We start from the raw sequence: 16,267 nt of genomic DNA on the forward strand, positions 1-16,267 counted from the left end.
TGCATCCGTACACGGGTGACCGATACATCAGGGACGACCATGACCGACCATTCCGGCATCCAGCATGCGCTGGGTGATGCCGCGCGCAGCGTGCTCGATGGCCTGCTGGCCGAACTCAGCGCTTTCGGCCCCAGCCAGCACACCCGGCTGCTGCGCCTGCACACCCCACTGGGCCCCGACGTGCTGCTGGCCGAGCGCGTTCAGATCCACGAAGGGATGGGCCCCGGCGCGGCGCTGCTGCCCGACACGCTCGACCATTCTGTCGACCTGCACCCTGCCCAACCGGTGGAGCCTCCCCCCACGGGTCAGCGCACCGAACTGCTGGCGCTCAGCACCCGCGCCGACCTGGCTCCCGAGGACCTCCTCGGCCACCCCATCCTGCTGGAGCTGCTCACCGCCGGCCCGGGCGGTGCGCTGCGCCCCTTTCACGGCCACGTCACCGCCTTTGAACTGCTCGGCGCCGATGGCGGCCATGCCCGCTACCGCTTGCGCATCGAACCCTGGCTGGCCTTCCTCGGCCACCGCACCGATGCCTGGGTGTTCCAGGACATGAGCGTGCTCGACATCACCGAAGCGGTGTTTGCCGACTACGCCGCGCAAGGCAAGCTGATGCCCGCCTGGCGCTTCGATCTGGCGGATCGCAGCGTCTACGCCCGCCGCTCGCTGTGCGTGCAGTTCAACGAAAGCGACCTGGCCTTCCTGCAGCGCCTGTGGGCCGAGGAAGGCCTGTTCACCTGGTTCGAGCACGAGGGACGCCCTACCGACGTGCCCCATCTGGGCCGCCACACGCTGGTCATCGCCGACCACAACGGGGCCTTCCGCCCGAACGCCCAGGCGCGCGTGCGTTTCACGCAGGCCGGGGCGGTGATGAAAGAAGACAGCCTCACGCGCTGGCACGGCCTGCGCCGCATCGGCCCGGCCGCGCTGCACACCGCGAGCTTCGACTACCGGGCCGTGGCCAACCATGGCGCCAGTGCCACCAGCGATGACGCCCATGGCCAGCCCTTCGATCTGGTGCATGCCGACCAGCCCGGCGCCTACGCCTACGAAACCCCGGCCCAGGCCGAGCGCCGCGCCTGGGTGCAGATGCAATCGCTGGACGCGGCACGCAAGCGCTTCGTGGGCGAAGGCACCGTGCGCACGCTGGCGCCAGCCACCACCTTCACGCTGCTGGAGCACGCCGAGCACGATGCCGGCCTTCTGAGCGCCGGCAGCACCGAGAACCAGTTCGTGGTGCTGGGCGTGGTGCACGAGGCGCGCAACAACCTCAGCGCCGACGCGCAGGCCGGGCTGAAGCGCCTGCTGGGCGATGCCGTGCTGGGCGCCCTGGCCGCCGTCGCTGAAGGCGAAGCCCAGGCCAATGCTTCCGATGCCCCCTTGTACCGCGCCCGCCTGACCGCCCAGCGCCACAGCGTGCCCGTGCGCGCGCCCATGCGCGGCGCCGACGGCCGGCTGCTGCACCGGCGCCCGGTGGTGCATGGCGCCCAGACGGCCGTGGTGGTGGGCCTCGGCGAGCCGGTGCACACCGACCGCGACGGCCGCGTCAAGGTGCAGTTCCACTGGCAGCGCGGCGCCCAGGGCAGCCACCGCCTGAGCGCCCCGGCCGACGACAACGCGCCCGCCTCCGCGGCCTCTGGCACGTGGGTGCGCGTCGCGCAAGACTGGTCCGGCCAGAACTGGGGCAGCGTCTTCATCCCCCGCCTGGGCCAGGAGGTCATCGTCAGCTTCGTCGACGGCGACATCGACCGCCCCGTGGTGGTGGGCGCGGCCTACAACGGACAAGGCGCCGACGATGCGCAGGGCAACCAGGTGGCCGCCGGCAGCGCCACGGCCACGGGCAACGCCCCGGCATGGTTTCCCGGCAGCCAGAAGGCCGGCGAGCTGGAGGGCCACGCCCACACCGCCACGCTGAGCGGTTTCAAGAGCCAGGCGCTCGACGCCTCGAAGACCGGCGGCGGCGGCCACAACCAGCTCGTGCTGGACGACACGCCAGGACAAGGCCGGCTGCTGGCGCACACCACTCAGCACCAGACCTGGCTGCAGATCGGCCACCTGCTGCAACAGCACGACAACCAGCGCCTGGCCCACCGCGGGCACGGGCTGGAGTTGCACACCCTGGCGCAAGGCGCACTGCGCGCGGCGTCAGGCCTGCACCTGTCGAGCTTTGCGCGGCCGGGCGGCACCAGCGCCCAGGCCCGCCCGATGGACACACGCGAGGCACAGGCTCAACTCACGAGCCATGCCGCCCTGGTGCGGACGCTGGCCGGCAACGCCCGCACGCACCTGGCCAACCTGCCCAATGAGGCCGACGCAGACAAACTGCCGGCCCACCAGGCCCTGCAGGCCACGGTGCAAAGCTTGAAGGGCACGGAAGGCAACGGCCAGGGCAGCGAAGCCGATGGCGCATCGGGCGACGTGGTGCCCATCGGCGGCGGCCACGGCAGCATCCCCGTCACCGAGCGGCCGGATCTGGTGGTCAGCGCCGCCGGTGACATCGCCGGCATGACGCCGGCCCACGCGGTGCTGAGCGCCGGCCAGCACACCACGCTGAGCGCAGCACAAGACACCAACCTGCTGGCCCAACGCCATCAGGCCTGGGCCGTGAAGGACGGCATCAGCCTGTTCACCCGCGGCGAAGCGAAGAACGAACAGCGCGCCGTGAAGGACGTCGGCATGAAGCTGCATGCGGCCAGCGGCAACGTGAACGTGCAAGCACAGAGCGGCGCGTTTTCGCTGACGGCGCTGAAGTCGGTCGACGTGCAGAGCACCGCCGCCGATGTGGTGATCTCGGCGCCCTCGCGCATCGTGCTCAATGGCGGCGGGGGCTACGTGAAGATCGACGGCGGCAACATCGAGATCGGCACGAGCGGGATGGCGCAGTTCAAGGCGGCGATGAAGGAGTTGACGTCGGGGGGGAGTGCCAGCGCGAGTTTCAGTTTGACGAAGCCTGGGACCCTCGCATTGCCTTTGGCCAAGCACCTGGTCTTCAGCACCGCCCTGGACGTCCATGACGTCTTCTTCGGCAAGCCGATTGACAACTTGGAATTCACAGCCAGGTTCGCCGATGGAAGCTTCAGCCACGGCAGATTGGAATCGTCATCAGGCAAGACACCAAGAATAGGTCGCGAAACCGCAGAGGTGTTCGAAGTGCTGGTGGGATCCGACGGGGCGTGGGCCGTGGTTGGGGACGACGGTGACTACAGAAGCAACACGGGAGAGTTGCATCACGACGAAGACGACGCGGACGGTGATGCCTCCTGAACACTGGCGTCCAGAAGCACTTATCGCCCCCGAAACAGTCGCAACTTCTGCTTGAGCAGCATTATGGAAACGAACAAGAGCAAAATCAGTTTATTGCTGGTCGACATACTGGATCAACCGATCAAGGGATTGCAGGTAGAAATCCGAACCGCGGACAGGGTGTGGCACCGAGCCACCACCAACGCATCGGGCGTCCTGGAGTTCACAGCTGCTCAAGGCCGAGATCTCGTGGTTCATGTGGAGCACTGGGTCACCAAACAGATGAAACCGGTCGCCAAGTTCTTCGCAGGACTCGACGATATGGCGATCAAGTTGGTTAGTCCTAAAGTGAAGACAGCCGTTGCAGCCGAGCCGACAGGGGCGCCAGGGCCATACCTTCGAGGCATGTATGTGGTCAGAAAGGGAGACACGCTGTCCGGCATTGCAAAGGCCCACGGAATCGGCGTCGACTACCTTGCAAAGATCAATGACATTCACAACAAGAACGCTCTCTCCATAGGGCAAGTCCTGAAAGTACCGCCTGTCAAGAACCGGAGCACGCAACCTCAGCCGCATGCAAAGCCGGTCGGCACTCCTCCACATTCGGCGACAGATGTCAAGAACGCACCGCGAACGGCGAACGGCAAAGCTGTGCCGGCGCAAAATGAGAACAACGCCAACGGGAAGCCCGTGGCGAGGTTGCCCGGGGAACAATCAGCAGTCATTTTCCCGCTCAAAGTCAAGCCACTCAACGAGAAGGGTGGGAGCTTTTCCAACAGGAGTTGGAGCCAAATATCCCCGGCTATCGCGACGACGTTTGGCGGGGGGAGAAGGACGCCCGACGGCGGGCGGCGACTTCACGCGGGGAGAGACCTTTATGCAAGAGACCTCACCGACGTGTACGCCGTAGCGCCCGGAAAAGTACTACGAGTAGCGCCTTTCTACATGAAGACCGATCAGGTGAGCGTTCGTCATAAGACCAGTGACGGCCGGGAGTTCATCGTGCGGTACGGTGAACTGGACCCTGAATCAATCCGCGTGAAAAAAGGGGACGATCTGATGCAAGGGCAGCTCATAGGAAAGACGGGAATTCTCAGACGATCAAACGGGGAAAAGCTCATCATCGCAGACGGTAAAAACGTCTCCATGCTGCATTTCGAGTTGTACAGTGGTGCCGCTGGACTCGACAACGCAGATAATCTGAGCACCACCACTGGAGAATATAGGCGACGTTCGGACCTGATCGACCCGCTGCCGATTCTGCAGGAAGGTTACATCAACAGCTTTAGGGACGGCGCCTCCACGGTACCAGTTCAACCTGGCGAGCGAAAGCCCGTCTCACAGCTGCGCCTCTCAGCGGAAGGCGAAGCGTTCATTAAAAATTACGAAAAACTCAGACTTGACTATTATGAGGATCATCTCCACTATTGCACTGTTGGCTGGGGCCACCTTACAGGCGGGAAGACCACATGCTCGAGTCAGTCAATAAAGATAGGCGAAAAGATACCCTTAGAGGAAGCACAGCGCCTTTTTGACGAAGACAGAAAGGCGCATGAGCGATACGTAAAGGAAGCAATCACCGCCCCTCTCTACCAACATGAATTCGACGCGCTTTGCTCACTCGCATTCAATATTGGAAACATAAGAAAAAAATCTCCCACCCTCTGTTCGAAAGTAAATTCAGGGCAATACAAAGAAGCAGCAAAGGAGTTTTTAGACATCACCAACGGAGGTACACCCGGCCTTGTGAAACGCCGAAATCAGGAGAATGCGATGTTTTTGCGAGCGGAGTACGACTCAACACATTGAAGCGCGGACACTGAAAAAATGACACCTCGGATTCTTGCCGCATTGGCATGCTATGCCATTCTTTCTGCGAGTGCAGGCACGCCCACGCAAACCTACTGGCTATCTCGGATAGAGACCCCAGAAAGGGTGTCAAAAAACGGGCCGTACCCCATCGTTTCAGACCCCAGAGACGCGGGCTATCTCACCGCTATCACCATCGAAAACGATGTGGTCTTGATGAATGGAGCCGATGGTTGCGGCGCAAGGATAGACTACACCCGCGATTTCTACATCGACCGCACTCTAGCAGAGGCCATTGACGATGCCGGCGGGATAAAGAAATTCAACGCATTTGTCGAGCGAAAGCTGAAGACCACGATCACGGCATGGAAGCAGAAACTCGAATTAAAGGAACCCCTTACGAAAAATGACTCGGACGTCTGTCAACTGCTTGCGAGAACGTCAATCTACAAAGGCCTGAAGGAGATAGTTCTTTGGGACACGTTGTACTTCTACAAATTCGATCTAGGCGCTGATTACAAGGGAGCATTTCGCAAATAGGCGGCTCCAGCCAGCACGTATCAACCGCGTTGCTTGGCACTTTGCGAGAGCGCAGATATCCCATTTGCGGGCACCTCCTTCACCGCACCCTTAGCCATGAAGCAATACAAAGCTGTGATCTACCAGGAAGGCATGCTCGGCTCGCTGCTGCTCGGCGCGTCCAAGGTCGACCCGGTCCGGTTCACCGATTTCCTGAACAAGCACGCCGCCCAGGGCTGGCGGGTCATCACGATGGAGAAGGACATCCGCCGCATGCTGCTGCTCTGGCGTCGCGAGGCCTATGTCGTGCTGATGGAGAAAGACGCGTGAAGCTGGGTCTCTTTATCGCCTTGGCTGTCGCCGTACTGTGGGGGGCCCTGGCGATCGCCCAGCTCTGGTGGGCGCCACTCGATGCGCCCACCTTCCTGAAGGTGTCCGTGACAGCGGCCATCCTGGAAGGCCTCGTCGTCGTCGTGACCTTGGCTGTGCGGGAATACCTCTCGGACAGGCGCCTGAAGCGGGACGGTTTCATCGATGGCTGAGGGCCATCCGCAGCCCTGATCGTGGGCCTGCCCGGGTTCAGAGCGACATCCCGTCAATCACTCCGAACAACGCCGTACCCGGACTGAGCCACTCCACCTCGGTACTGCTTGGGCAGGCGGCCCGAATGGCGCCCCCTGTTCCACTTCATCGCCGGCTTTTCCACCCACAGATAGGCAAGAGACGCCAACACCAATACCGCGGCCCCCAGCACAAACAACAAACCGGCAAAACGACCCGAGTCGAGTGCGTCCAAGCCCCCCGCACTCCTGAAGACATGGAACGTCCACCAGATCACCAGCCCGTGAATGAGGTAGACCCCATAGCTCACGTCGCCCAGCCAGACGGCCGCTCGTGTCGACAGCAGCCCCCAGAACGAGAAACCTCCGACGACAGCGAGGAAAAAGAGCAAGCTGCAAGCAAGCACCATCGCATTCCCCGAGGTGGTATGCGCAGCAATTCCCAGAATTGAAAGCATGCCAACAAGGCGAAACGCGGGTGACGAGATGACCTTGCCGCCACGCAGGTCTCCGTGAACCAGCGACGCCAGCACCCCGCAGACGAAGTGCGCAAGGTACAGCGGCGTGCCGTGTACTTCACCGCGAAGGGCCGCCACCAGGCTGATTGCGCCGAGGCAAACCAGCGATGCCCACAGCGACACGCGCTGTCCCAGCCTCGTTGCAAAGACATGGATCAGCGGCACGCCGGCCAGATAGAAGAGCCATTCGTATCGCAGCGACCAGTTGACTCCCGAAATCAGCGTCCACGTCATGGGAAAGCCATTGATGTCTGGCCGACCGAACATGACCCACTGCACGGCCTGGAGCGCTATGGCGACACCGGGTACGCGGAGTGCGAAGCCGGACAACCAGAACACGCTCAAGAACACCAATGCGATTACCAGGATGTAGAGCGGAAATAGTCTCGCCACCCGGTTCGCATACATCGCACCCCAGGCGATCTTTCCCCCAAAGCACTTTTTGGCAAAAAGGAAACCTGTGATCATGAAGAACAGCGCGACCGTGGACTGCCCCAACTGGTTCAACACAGGGTTATCAGAGTAACTCCAGCTCCCCGTTTTGAAGAACACATAGGCCGTGATGGTGTGGTGCGTCATGACGCCGTAGGCCAGGACGCCGCGAAGCCCGTCCAGGGCGCCATAGCGCTGGTTTGCTGCGGTGGTGTTCGCACGGACGGCAGGAAGAGCCTGCAGCACCGCAGACAACGTCCACATGGCCCCATAGAAGGCACAGAAGGCTACGGCGGCCCACAAGGGCGAACTGCGTATTTGGAAGATGAGATCCATTTGAGCGCGGCGCGTCTCGATAAAGACGACAGCCTATCTCGTCAGCTGGCGAACGTCTCTTCGGCCTCATCGACCAGCCGGACGATAATCCCAGGGTAACCCTGTAGTTTTCGCCCATGCCCCGCATCCAGTTCACCCTCCCCGAGCGTTTCCTCTTCTCGACCGACATCCCGATCTACATCAGCCACGTCAACCAGGGCGGGCATCTGGACAACGCGCAGTTGCTGACGCTGGTCTCCGAAGCGCGCGTGCGCTTCTTCCGCTGGCTGGGCTACGAGGGCGAGCTGAACGTCGACGGACAGTCCATCGTGGTGGGCGACATGCTGGCGCAGTACAAGTCCGAGGCGTTCTACGGCGAGACCATGCGGGTCGACATGGTGCCGGACGACTTCAACAAATACGGCTTTGATCTGGTGTTCCGCCTCGCGGACAAGGCCACCGGCCGCGAGGTGGCGCGGGGCAAGACGGGCGTGGTGTTCCTGCGTGAACAGGCCGATGGCCACAAGAAGGTTGCGCCGCCGCCCGAGGGCTTTGTCAGCCGCCTGCGTGACCGCGGCGAGGCCCTGGGCTGGTCACCGAAGACCGTGTGAACCCGCTCCCGCGAACGCGGGGCGGCGCGGGGTTTCACTGAGCGCGTTCAACACGCCTCGGCGCACGATGGGCTTCACCGATTCACTCACCGGAAAGGCCCTGCGATGAACCCGTCCCTCTGCACCACGCCTGAACAACTGTTCACTGCCTTCATCCACGCCGGTGGCTGGCCCAAGCTGGGCTGGTGCGCCGAAGACACGGACGAGCCCACGCTCACGTGCTTCGACGAGCGCTGAGCCAGGCGCGCCGGGGCATCAAGGCACCCCTGGCTCATCGACTGAGCCAGCTCAGTTGGCCGGCACCACAGCGCCCTTGTACTTCTGCTGGATGAACTGGCGGGTTTCTGCACTGCGCAGTTCATTGACCAGCTTCACCAGTGCCGGGTTGGCCTTGTTCTCCGTGCGTGCCACCACCACGTTCGCGTAGGGCGAGACCTTCTCGGCAAACAGCGCGTCCTGCGTGGGCGAGAGCTTGGCCGCCAGCGCGAAGTTCGAGTTGATCAGCGCCAGGTCCACCTGGGGCAGCACGCGCGGCAGCGTCGCGGCCTCCAGTTCGCGGAACTTCAGCTTCTTCGGGTTCACCGTCACGTCCTTGGCCGTGGCCAGGATGTTGTTGGTGTCCTTCAGCTGGATCAGCCCTTGTGCGGCCAGCAGCAGCAGCGCACGGCCCCCGTTGGTCGGGTCGTTCGGAATGGCCACCACCGCGCCTTCAGGCAACTCGGCCAGCTTCTTGAACTTGGTCGAGTAGGCGCCCAGCGGCTCGATGTGGATGGGCTGGCCCACCACAGACAGCTTGGTGCCGTTGCCCTTGTTGAAGGTGTCGAGGTAGGGCACGTGCTGGAAGTAGTTGGCGTCCAGGTGCTTCTGATCGACCTGCAGGTTGGGCTGGATGTAGTCGTTGAAGACCTTCACTTCCAGCTGCACGCCCTGCTTGGCCAGCTTGGGCTTCACGAACTCGAGGATCTCGGCGTGCGGCACGGGCGAGGCGGCCACGACGATGCGGGTGGTTTGCGCCCACGAGGTGCCTGCGGCGAACAGCGGCAGCAGGCTGGCAATGACGGCGCGGCGGACAACGTTGGTCATGGTGTTATTCCTTCAGCGGATGGAAACGGTTTTGTTGTGGACACGGGCGGACGCACGGATGCGTCAGCGCTTCAGCAGGCGGTGCGCCAGCCGATCGCCGGCCGACTGCACGCACTGCACCAGCACCAGCAGCAGCGCAACGGTCACGATCATGACCTCGGTCTGGAAACGCTGGTAGCCATAGCGCACGGCCAGGTCGCCCAGGCCGCCGCCACCGATCACGCCGGACATGGCGGTGTAGGACACGAGCGTGACCGCGGTGACGGTGATGGCGCCGACCAGGCCGGGCAGCGACTCGGGGAGCAGCACGCCGAAGATGAGCTGGTGCAGGCGAGCGCCCATGGCCTGGCTGGCTTCGATGACGCCGGGATCGACCTCACGGAAGACGTTCTCGGCGAGGCGCGCGAAGAACGGGGCCGCGGCGGCGATCAGCGGCGGGATGGCCCCGGCCACGCCCAGCGACGAGCCCACCAGCTTCAGCGTGATGGGGATCATCACGATGAGCAGGATGATGAAGGGCAGCGAGCGCAGGGCGTTGATCAGCAGCGAGATGGCCGCATACAGACGCGGTCGCGCCAGCAGCTGGCCGGGGGCCGTCAGGAACAGCAGCACGCCCAGCGGCAGGCCGATGAGCACGGTGAACGCCAGCGAAACCCCGAGCATGGTCAGGGTGTCCAGGCTGGCCTGAAAGACTTCCGCCCAGTCGATGGCGGCAAAGGTTTGCCAGTCGAGCTCGCTCATCGGGTGATCCCCTCGTTCAACCAACGGGCGTGCCCGCCCAGTTCGGCCACCAGCGTCGGGATGCGGTCCAGCGGCACGTCGGCGCCCAGCACATCGGCGCGCAGGCGGGCCACGGGCTCGCCCTTGATGTGGGTCACGCGGCCTTCCAGCAGATTGAGACGGATGCCGTGCTGCTCGCGCAGGCGGTCGAGCAACGGCGACTGGGCCGCCGCCCCCACGGCCGTGATCTGCAGATGGGGTCGACCCGGTTCGGTCGCTGCCCCCTCATCCAGCAGAAAGCCCGCATGCGCCAGCAGCGACCGGGTGGTGGCGTGTTGCGGGTCGAGAAACACGTCCAGCACGCGCCCTTGCTCGACGATGCGGCCCTGCTCCATCACGGCCACGCGGTCGCACAGCGAGTGGATCACGTGCATCTCGTGCGTGATGAGCAGCACGGTGAGCTGCAGCCGCGCGCTCACATCGGCCAGCAGGCTCAGGATCTGCTCGGTGGTTTCGGGGTCGAGTGCCGAGGTGGCCTCGTCGCACAGCAGCACATGCGGCTCGTTGGCCAGCGCCCGCGCGATGCCGACGCGCTGCTTCTGCCCGCCGGACAGTTGCGACGGGTGCCGGTCTTTCAGATGCGCCAGGCCGACGAGGGTCAGCAGTTCGTCCACACGGCGGTCCATCTCGGCGGCAGTGCGCCCGCCAGCCAGCTGCATCGGGTAGCGGACGTTGCCGGCCACCGTGCGCGACTGCAGCAGGTTGAAGTGCTGGAACACCATGCCGATGCGCTGACGCTGCTGCTGAAGCGCGTGGGGCGACAGGCCGGTGAGGTCGACACCGCCCACACGCACCACGCCCTGGTCCGGGCGCTCGAGCAGGTTGACGGTGCGGATCAGGGTGCTCTTGCCGGCGCCGGAGCGGCCGATGACGCCGAAGATCTCGCCGGGCTGCACGTGCAGCGACACATCGTCGAGGGCCGTGACGGCGGCATGGCGCGCACCACCGCGGGCCGGGTAGGTTTTATGGAGTCGTTCGAGCGCGATCAAGGCAGTCACACCGCCGCGCAACAACGCTTGTGGCGTGCGGCAACGGCTCTGGGGGCCAGACAAGCCGAGAGTCTATACCGCCGCGTTCACAAAGCGTTCAACTCCTGGCGCATGACCTCAGGCGGTATCGGCATGACTTGCCACGCGGGCCGACAATGGCGGCATGACCGCACTGCATTACCTCACGTTCGAGATCAGCGAAGACACCGACGGCATCGGCACGGCCGAGGGCATGGCGTCCACCGATGCCGAGACGCATGCACGGGCCCTCGCCGAAGCGCAGGCCGTGCTCACCTGGGCTCAGGCTCGCAGCCCGCACGGGCATGGTCCGCTGGACGAAGGCTTCGAGTGGGACCACGACCTGCAGATCAGCCAGGAAGGCGACTGGCACACGGTCACGCTCACCCTGAGCGGCACGGCGGCCTTTCTGGACGCCTTCCGGCGGCGCTTCGCGGCCAGCCTGGAGTGAGGCTTATGCATTCGGCGCAGATCGGTCTGCACACATGCGCTCCCGGTCGATGCATGTGCCGAATGGTTTGTTCCCTCGTCAGGCGGCGCTGCCTAGAGTCGGTGTTCCCACAAGGAGCACCGCATGACGACCGCCACCCCTGACGCGCCCCACGCCGCCGCACCGGCCCTTCACCTCCGCGCCCGCCCCATCGAGATCCGGCCCCTGAGCGGCCCGCTGGGCGCCGAAGTGTGGGGACTGGACCTGTCCCAGGAGGTGTCGCTGGAGGACGTCCGTCGCATTCACCGTGCCCACCTGCAGCACCATGTGCTGATCTTTCGCGATCAGCGGATCACACCCGCTCAACAGGTGAGCTTCAGCGCGCGCTTCGGCCCGCTGCAGCGCCATGTGCTGGCCCAGTTCGCGTTGCCGGGCCACCCGGAGGTCCTGGTGGTGTCCAACATCGTGGAGAACGGGCGCCCGATCGGCCTGGGCGATGCCGGCCACTTCTGGCACTCCGATCTGTCGTACAAGGAGCGCCCCAGCCTGGGCTCCTTCCTGCATGCACAGGAATTGCCGTCGGAGGGAGGCGACACCCTGTTCGCCAACCAGCACCTTGCCTGGGAAGAACTGCCGCTGGCCCTGAAGGTGGCGATCGCGCATGCGCGCGCCGAGCACACCTACACCGCACGTTATGCCGAGCTGCAGGCCCGCAGCCCCTGGCGGCCCAACCTGACTGCGGCCCAGCTGAACGAAGTGAGGCCGGTGGTGCACCCGGTGGTGCGAACCCACCCGGAGACCGGGCGCAAGGCCCTGTTCGTCAGTGAGCACTTCACCACGCGCATCGTGGGCCTGCCCGAGGACGAGAGCCGTGCATTGCTGGCTGAGCTGTTCGCGCTCAGCACCCGGGCCGACCTGCAGTACCGGCATGTCTGGCGCCCGCACGACATGGTGTTCTGGGACAACCGCTCGGTGACGCACCTGGCCGCCGGCACGCCACCGCACCTGCGTCGCAAGCTGTACCGCACCACGGTCGAAGGTGACGTGCCGTTCTGATCGGCGTCACTCGCGAAGAACACCTGCTGGCTCACACCATGAGCCAGAACGCCGCGTCGAACGGCCTGCCCTCCCCTCTGACACGCACCATGAAGCTCTCCCGTCGCCGCATCAGCGCCCTCCTCGCCGGCCTGGGTCTGGCCGCCTTCAGCCTGGCCGCCCACGCCGAAGGACAGATCCGCATCGCCCAGCAGTTCGGCATCAGCTACCTGCTGCTCCACGTCGTGCAGGATCAGAAACTGATCGAGAAGCATGGCAAGGCACAAGGCCTGGCCATCACACCGCAGTGGCTGCAGTTGTCCGGTGGCGCGGCCATCAACGACGCGCTGCTGTCGGGCTCGATCGACATCGGTGGTGCCGGCATCGGGCCCATGCTGACCCTGTGGGACCGCACCAGGGGCCGCCAGAACGTCCGGGGCGTGGCCTCACTGGGCAACACCCCGTACTACCTGATCAGCACCAACCCGAACGTGCGCACCGTGGCCGACCTCACCGAGAAGGACCGCGTCGCGTTGCCGGCGGTGGGCGTGTCGGTGCAGTCGCGCTACCTGCAACTTGCGGCGGCCAAACGCTGGGGCGATGGCGGTTTCAACAGGCTGGACAAGTTCACCGTGACCTTGCCGCACCCTGAAGCGGTCGCCGCCATCGTCCGCGGGGGCACCGAGGTCAATGCGCACTTCGCCACCCCGCCATTCCAGGAGCAGGAACTGGCGGCCAACCCCAAGGCGCGCGTCATCCTCAACTCGTATGACGTGCTGGGCGGCCCTTCGTCGCCCAATGCGCTGTACGCCACCGAGGCCTTCCGCAAGCAGAACCCCAAGACCTATCGCGCCTTCGTGCAGGCCCTGGCCGACGCATCGAAGCTGATCGCACAACAGCCGGAGCTGGCGGCCGACATCTACCTGCGCGTGAACAACGCCAGGCTGGACCGCGAGCTGCTGCTCAAGATCCTTCGCAGCCCGGAGGTGCAGTTCTCGCTGACCCCGCAAAACACCTTCGTGCTGGCCGACTTCATGGCCCGCGTGGGCGCCATCCGCAACCGGCCTGCGTCGGTGCAGGACTATTTCTTCGCCGACGCGCACCTGCGCGGCGGCAGCTGACCGGAGGCCGACATGAGCCCCATCCCCCATTCCCCGCTGTTGCAGGTCGATGGCGTGAGCCTGGTCTACCGCACCGCGGTGCAGGAAGTGCGCGCCACGCACCAGGTGAGCTTCGACGTGCACGAGGCCGATCGCTTTGTGCTGCTGGGCGCCTCGGGCTGCGGCAAGTCGACGCTGCTCAAGGCGATTGCCGGCTTCATCGAACCCGCCGAAGGCGAGATTCGGCTGGACGGCCAGGCCGTGCAGGGCCCGGGGCCCGATCGCATCGTGGTGTTCCAGGAGTTCGACCAGCTGCCGCCGTGGAAGACGGTGCGCGAGAACGTGATGTTTCCGCTGCTGGCCTCGGGGCGCCTGCGCCGCCGTGAGGCCCGCGAGCGCGCCGACGCTTACCTGGAGAAAGTGGGGCTGAGCCGCTTTGCCGATGCCCACCCGCACACCCTGTCGGGCGGCATGAAGCAGCGCGTGGCGATTGCCCGGGCCCTGGCCATGCAGCCGCGCGTGCTGTTGATGGACGAGCCGTTTGCCGCGCTGGACGCCCTGACACGGCGCCGCATGCATGAAGAGCTGCTGGCCCTGTGGGACGAGGTGCGCTTCACACTGGTGTTCGTCACCCATTCCATCGAAGAGGCCCTGGTGGTGGGCAACCGCATCGGGCTGCTGTCCCCGCACCCGGGGCGCGTGCGGGCCGAGCTCAACAGCCAGGGCTGGACACTGGACCGCCAGGGCGAGGCCGGCTTTCAGGCGGCGGTGCAGCGCATCCACCGCCTGCTGTTCGAAGACACCGGACAGGCGCCCACCGGGGTGGACACCACCCCGCGCGCCCCCGTGATCGCCCTGCCCGAGAGGAGGCACGCATGAGCACCACCACCTTGCCTGCGTCCCGCCCGGCGCCGCCGTGGCGGCCCGAGTACGAACGCGAACTGGCTCCGCTGAGCCACGTGCAGCCGGCCCGCGCCCTGCCCTGGACCACACGCTGGCGCGCCCACCCGGCCGCACGGCAGGCGCTGATCCTGCTGGTGCTTGCAGCCGTGTGGGAGGCCGCCGCCCGCTGGCAGCAGAACGAGCTGCTGCTGCCCCCCTTCACGGCCACGTTGCGGGCGCTGGCCGAAGGGCTGGCTTCCGGCGAACTGTTCGTGAAGACAGCTGTCTCGCTGAGCACGCTGCTGGAGGGCTACGCGCTGGGGGTGCTGGCCGCGTTCGGGTTCACGGCACTCGCCACGGCGTCACGCTGGGGCCGCGACCTGCTCGGCACGCTCACCGCCATGTTCAACCCGCTGCCCGCCATCGCGCTGCTGCCGCTGGCCCTGCTGTGGTTCGGCCTGGGCAAGGCCAGCCTGCTGTTCGTGCTGGTGCACGCGGTGCTGTGGGCGGTGGCGCTCAATACGCTGGCAGGTTTTCAGGCGGTGCCCGAAACGCTGCGCATGGCGGGCCGCAACTACGGGCTCAAGGGCGTGCCCTATGTCGTGCAGATCCTGCTGCCGGCAGCGCTGCCATCGGTGCTGTCGGGCCTGAAGATCGGCTGGGCCTTTGCGTGGCGCACGCTGATCGCCGCAGAGCTGGTGTTCGGCGCGACCTCGGGCCAGGGCGGCCTGGGCTGGTACATCTACCAGAACCGCAACGAGCTCTACACAGACCGCGTGTTTGCGGGCCTGATGCTGGTGATCCTGATCGGGCTGGCCGTCGAGGGCCTGGTGTTTCAGACCCTCGAGCGGCTCACGGTGCGGCGCTGGGGTCAGCAGCGGGGATGACGTCGGCGCGACGCAGATGCAGCGCCACACGCTGCGCCTTGGGCAGGGCGGCGCGCGCCCGCAGCTGGCCGCAGCCGCCGTCCACATCCTGCCCGGCCGAATGCCGCAGTTTGGTCAGCACGCCGGCGCGGTGCAGCGTGCGGGCGATCTCCGCGGCCTTCTCCCACGCCGGCCGCTGGTAGGGCAGCTCGGGCACGGCGTTGTACGGGATCAGGTTCATCAACGCGTACTTGCCCTTGAGCAGGCGCACGATGCCCTCGATCTCGTCGGGGCCGTCGTTGATGCCCTCCAGCAGCGTCCACTGGTACTGGATCGGGTAGCCGGTGGCGCGTGCGTACGCCTCACCCAGCTCGACGAGCTCGGCCGGGTCCATGCGCGGCGCGCGCGGCAGCAGTTCGGCGCGCAGCGCGGGCCGGGTCGTGTGCAACGACAGCGCGAGCGCCGGCTTGACGCGGCCGCGCGGCAGGTGCTCGAACACGCGGGGGTCGCCCACCGTCGAGAACACCAGGTTCTTGTGGCCGATGTTGCCGACCGTGCCCAGCAGGTCGATGGCTTCGAGCACGTTCTCGAGGTTGTGCGAGGGCTCGCCCATCCCCATGAACACCACCTTCTTGACCACCCGCCGCGTGCGGGCCAGCGCCACCTGCGCCACGATCTCGCCGCTGGTGACCTGGCGCACCAGGCCTTCCTTGCCGGTCATGCAGAACACGCAGCCCACGGCACAGCCGACCTGGGTCGACACGCACAGGCCGTCGCGCGGCAGCAGCACGCTCTCCACCGTCTGGCCATCGGCCAGCTCGACCAGCAGACGCGCCGAGCCGTCTTCCCCCGGATGCTCCGATTTCAGGCGGGCCAGGCCCGCCAGTTCGTCGGTGAAAGCAGGCAGCATGGCGCGCACCGCTTCGGGCAGAAAATCCTCGGGCTTGCGGCGGCCGTGGTCCTGCGGCAGGGCCTGCGCCCACAGGCGCAGCACACGCTGCTCGTGAAGGGGGCGGGCGCCGTGCTCGCGCAGGCGCTGGCGGAGGGTCTCGATGCGCATGGATCAGGGGGAAGGCAGGC

17 protein-coding genes are annotated in these 16,267 nt (G+C 65.6%); 12 read left to right on the plus strand and 5 right to left on the minus strand.

The annotated features are described in order from the left end of the window. Nucleotides 1–39: 39 nt before the first annotated feature. The 5 genes from DEH84_RS16895 (at nt 40) to DEH84_RS16915 (ending at nt 6,110) form a co-directional block, all read left to right on the plus strand. Entirely contained in the window at nt 40–3,261 is a 3,222-nt protein-coding gene (locus DEH84_RS16895; RefSeq protein ID WP_159099021.1) for a type VI secretion system Vgr family protein, read from the plus strand. Between the two features lie 63 nt (nt 3,262–3,324). After that, on the plus strand, nt 3,325–5,049 hold the full coding sequence (locus DEH84_RS16900; protein ID WP_109038031.1) for a glycoside hydrolase family protein: 1,725 nt from the start codon (nt 3,325–3,327) through the stop codon (nt 5,047–5,049). A gap of 18 nt (nt 5,050–5,067) precedes the next feature. Further along, nucleotides 5,068–5,589 (plus strand): hypothetical protein, encoded by a 522-nt coding sequence (locus DEH84_RS16905; protein ID WP_159099022.1) that lies wholly within the window; start codon nt 5,068–5,070, stop codon nt 5,587–5,589. Between the two features lie 96 nt (nt 5,590–5,685). After that, on the plus strand, nt 5,686–5,898 hold the full coding sequence (locus DEH84_RS16910; RefSeq protein WP_109038033.1) for a DUF4177 domain-containing protein: 213 nt from the start codon (nt 5,686–5,688) through the stop codon (nt 5,896–5,898). Further along, entirely contained in the window at nt 5,895–6,110 is a 216-nt protein-coding gene (locus DEH84_RS16915) for a hypothetical protein (protein WP_109038034.1), read from the plus strand. The genes DEH84_RS16910 and DEH84_RS16915 overlap by 4 nt, the downstream gene beginning before the upstream one ends. Before the next feature lie 53 nt (nt 6,111–6,163). Here DEH84_RS16915 and DEH84_RS16920 read toward each other — a convergent pair whose 3' ends face one another. Then, nucleotides 6,164–7,414 (minus strand): acyltransferase family protein, encoded by a 1,251-nt coding sequence (locus DEH84_RS16920; RefSeq protein WP_109038035.1) that lies wholly within the window; start codon nt 7,412–7,414, stop codon nt 6,164–6,166. Nucleotides 7,415–7,530: 116 nt separating this feature from the next. On the opposite strand from DEH84_RS16920, the gene DEH84_RS16925 reads away from it, so the two are divergent. Both DEH84_RS16925 and DEH84_RS19670 read left to right on the plus strand, forming a co-directional pair. Next, nucleotides 7,531–8,004, plus strand: coding sequence for an acyl-CoA thioesterase (locus DEH84_RS16925; protein WP_109038036.1), 474 nt, complete (start codon nt 7,531–7,533; stop codon nt 8,002–8,004). 105 nt (nt 8,005–8,109) lie between these two features. Then, nucleotides 8,110–8,241, plus strand: a complete 132-nt coding sequence (locus tag DEH84_RS19670; protein WP_281262556.1) for a hypothetical protein — start codon at nt 8,110–8,112, stop codon at nt 8,239–8,241. 51 nt (nt 8,242–8,292) lie between these two features. On the opposite strand, the gene DEH84_RS16930 is transcribed toward DEH84_RS19670, so the two are convergent. From DEH84_RS16930 to DEH84_RS19535, 3 genes are all read right to left on the minus strand, one after another. Next, nucleotides 8,293–9,087: a MetQ/NlpA family ABC transporter substrate-binding protein gene (locus DEH84_RS16930; RefSeq protein ID WP_109038037.1), complete on the minus strand. Its 795-nt coding sequence runs from the start codon at nt 9,085–9,087 to the stop codon at nt 8,293–8,295. Nucleotides 9,088–9,150: 63 nt separating this feature from the next. Then, nucleotides 9,151–9,828, minus strand: coding sequence for a methionine ABC transporter permease (locus DEH84_RS16935; protein WP_109038038.1), 678 nt, complete (start codon nt 9,826–9,828; stop codon nt 9,151–9,153). Beyond that, nucleotides 9,825–10,856, minus strand: a complete 1,032-nt coding sequence (locus DEH84_RS19535; RefSeq protein ID WP_109038469.1) for a methionine ABC transporter ATP-binding protein — start codon at nt 10,854–10,856, stop codon at nt 9,825–9,827. Before DEH84_RS19535 ends, DEH84_RS16935 begins: the two co-directional genes overlap by 4 nt. Nucleotides 10,857–11,019: 163 nt before the next feature. Between DEH84_RS19535 and DEH84_RS16945 the strand changes: the two genes are divergently transcribed. The 5 genes from DEH84_RS16945 to DEH84_RS16965 all read left to right on the plus strand — a co-directional run bounded on the left by DEH84_RS16945 (nt 11,020) and on the right by DEH84_RS16965 (nt 15,208). Then, entirely contained in the window at nt 11,020–11,325 is a 306-nt protein-coding gene (locus tag DEH84_RS16945; protein ID WP_109038039.1) for a hypothetical protein, read from the plus strand. Between the two features lie 123 nt (nt 11,326–11,448). Beyond that, complete coding sequence (locus tag DEH84_RS16950) at nt 11,449–12,360, plus strand: TauD/TfdA dioxygenase family protein (protein WP_109038040.1); 912 nt, start codon at nt 11,449–11,451, stop codon at nt 12,358–12,360. Between the two features lie 89 nt (nt 12,361–12,449). Continuing rightward, nucleotides 12,450–13,460 carry an ABC transporter substrate-binding protein gene (locus DEH84_RS16955; RefSeq protein WP_109038470.1) on the plus strand — a complete coding sequence of 337 codons (1,011 nt, stop codon included), beginning with the start codon at nt 12,450–12,452 and terminating at the stop codon, nt 13,458–13,460. A gap of 12 nt (nt 13,461–13,472) precedes the next feature. Then, a complete protein-coding gene (locus tag DEH84_RS16960; protein WP_109038041.1) occupies nt 13,473–14,318 on the plus strand; it encodes an ABC transporter ATP-binding protein in 846 nt (281 codons plus the stop codon). Then, nucleotides 14,315–15,208, plus strand: coding sequence for an ABC transporter permease (locus tag DEH84_RS16965; RefSeq protein ID WP_109038042.1), 894 nt, complete (start codon nt 14,315–14,317; stop codon nt 15,206–15,208). Before DEH84_RS16960 ends, DEH84_RS16965 begins: the two co-directional genes overlap by 4 nt. Here DEH84_RS16965 and DEH84_RS16970 read toward each other — a convergent pair. Continuing rightward, entirely contained in the window at nt 15,174–16,247 is a 1,074-nt protein-coding gene (locus DEH84_RS16970) for an RNA methyltransferase (protein ID WP_109038043.1), read from the minus strand. The genes DEH84_RS16965 and DEH84_RS16970 overlap by 35 nt on opposite strands. Between the last annotated feature and the right edge of the window lie 20 nt (nt 16,248–16,267).

This window comes from Aquabacterium olei (genome assembly GCF_003100395.1).
Lineage (GTDB): Bacteria > Pseudomonadota > Gammaproteobacteria > Burkholderiales > Burkholderiaceae_C > Aquabacterium > Aquabacterium olei.